Raw genomic sequence first — 2499 nt, 5'->3', positions numbered from 1 at the left:
CGTCCGGACCCTTTATTAGTTCCGTCTCAATATTTTTATTTTCACAGAAAAAACACAGATTTTCCATTTGAAGACCACATTCTCCGCATAAGATGAGTAGCATGAATAAGTCTATGAGGAAAAAGGAGCATTTTCAATATGATGAGGAAAAAACGGTTTTATCAGAGGGGCGTGTTATTTGCAGCGGTGGTGGCTGCGGCATCCGTGTCGGGGTGCGGTAATGCTGCAAAGGACGCACCTTCTTCTGTAAATGGGGCAGAATCGGAGCCGGATGGCAGCCAGGATCCTGCGAAGAACGGTCAGTCACCGTTTGGAAAAGAGCAGGGAGAAGGTGGCGAAGGCCAGGATGGAAAGCCGTTTTATGCAGGAATGTCTATGAGCCAGACGCCGGATGTATCCGAACTTTTGCAGGGCAGTCTGGATATGAAGGATTTCCGGGATAAGTGGGTCTACTACGATGAGTATGACTGTTATGGCCTGGAATATATTGTGTACTGCGACAACCCGGCAGATCCGGTGAAGGAGTGCATGAATATTTATGTGCCTGCCGCTTATATGAACGCAGATGGAACTATCAATGAAAAAGGGACAGTAAACGGCTATACGGCGGCTACCGCCCCTATCATTTACCAGAATGGCATCGGCGGCTATGCCGAGGCGGATGCTTCCAAAATTTCCGCCCGCAACAGTGACTATATCAAACAGGGCTACATCTTTGTCTCTCCGGCCAGCCGCGGCAAGGAGACCCAGAGCGAGGATGGAACTTATATTGGAAAATCTCCGGCAGGTCTTGTGGATTTAAAGGCAGGAATCCGGTTTTTGAAAGCGAATGATGCTGAGATGGCGGGAGACGCGAATAAGATTATTTCCATTGGGACCAGCGCCGGAGGGGCTATGAGCGCTTTGCTGGCGAGTACCGGCAATGCAAAGGATTACGATTCTTATTTGAGAGAAATTGGTGCGGTTATGGATCAGTCTGATGATGTGTACGCGGCTCAGGCATACTGTCCGATCACGGATCTGGATCATGCGGACCAGGCTTATGAGTGGATGTACCAGAATCTCCAGACCTACAATAACAGCCGGAGCGGGGAAAATGGAGAATCCACGGACTTTGAGAAGGCCGTATCTAAGCAGATGGCTTCCGGCTATGTGGACTATATCAACAGCCTGAAACTGGTGGATACAAAGACCGGAGAACCCCTGACTCTGGGAGAGGATGGCCGCAGCGGAAGATTCTATCAATATATGGTTCAGAAAGTGGAAGATGCGGCAACTGTTTATTTGAATAAGCTTTCTGAGGGCTCACTGGATGTGCCATATACGCTGAACGATTGTCTGAGCTGGGATGGCAGCAGCGCAAAAATCACCAGCCTGGATGATTATCTGGCAGACTATAACCCGCGCATGAAATCTGTCATGGCCTTTGATAATCTGGAAATGAATGAAAAATCCGGTGAAAATCTGGAATTTGGCGATGAGACGCACCAGTACCTGCATTTTGACTCCTATATGCCGGATGTACTGGAAAAACTAAAAACGGATTATCCGGAAGAGTATTCCAAATATGCAGAGGGCTACGATGCCGTTATTGGTGATAAGGCACTGGCAGAGCGCAAGAAGCTTCTGAATCCGTTAAATTATATTGGTTCGGATTCTGTGGACACAGCAGAACACATCCGCATCCGCGTAGGCACACAGGACGCAGATACCGCTCTTTCCGTCTCGGCAGTTCTGGCTCTGAGTCTGGAAAACAAGACCGATGCCGATGTGGATTACGCTCTGGTGTGGAATCAGGGGCATGGGAATGCTGATTATGACGGAGAACTGCTCCAGTGGATTGATAAAATCTGTAAAGAATAAATCTTTTCATAATAAAAAGATTGTGATATACTAAAACTAACTATGCAACCTAAAAAGACAGCTTCAGTCAGATGCATGATGACTGAAGCTGTTTGAATGTTACTATGTAACTGCTCAGTGCCTGAACGGTTACATGACGGTACAATATTATAGCAACAGAAAGAAATGAATATGAGAACAAGCAGATTAAAAACAGGATGTGCAGCCGCGGTTCTCGGTATATCCCTGGTTCTTGGGGGATGCGCGCAGACTGGCGGAAGTCAGGGCGCTTTTGATGCATCTTCTGAAGAAAACGGAAAGCTGAAAGTGGCGGTAACGTTGTTCCCCTATTATGATTTTGTGCGCCAGATTGCCGGAAACCAGGTGGACCTGCAGATGGTTATTCCTGCTGGAATGGACAGCCATTCCTTTGAGCCGACCCCGGCTGACATCCGCACCATTCAGCATGCTGATATCCTTATCAGCAATGGCGGCACCATGGAGCACTGGCTGGATGAGACTCTGGCAGCCCTGGATACCACCAACATGACCATTGTCACCATGATGGATTATGTGGACGCGGTGGAAGAGGAAATCGTGGAAGGCATGGAAGATGCCGACCACGATCATGAGCACACTCATGTCTATGTGGCGGCG

At 48.3% G+C, this 2499-nt stretch carries 2 protein-coding genes; both read left to right on the top strand.

What is annotated here, in order from left to right; all coding sequences use genetic code 11:
• Positions 1 to 138: 138 nt before the first annotated feature.
• A complete protein-coding gene (locus DWY84_RS15435; RefSeq protein ID WP_118534222.1) occupies positions 139 to 1863 on the top strand; it encodes a subtype B tannase in 1725 nt (574 codons plus the stop codon).
• Between the two features lie 171 nt (positions 1864 to 2034).
• The coding region (locus tag DWY84_RS17860; RefSeq protein WP_243024888.1) for a zinc ABC transporter substrate-binding protein at positions 2035 to 2499 on the top strand (465 nt) is incomplete at its 3' end.

The organism is Clostridium sp. AF27-2AA (assembly GCF_003478505.1).
GTDB lineage: Bacteria > Bacillota > Clostridia > Lachnospirales > Lachnospiraceae > Brotaphodocola.
The sequence above is the reverse complement of the archived record's forward strand: the minus strand, read 5'-3'. Positions and strand labels throughout refer to the sequence as shown.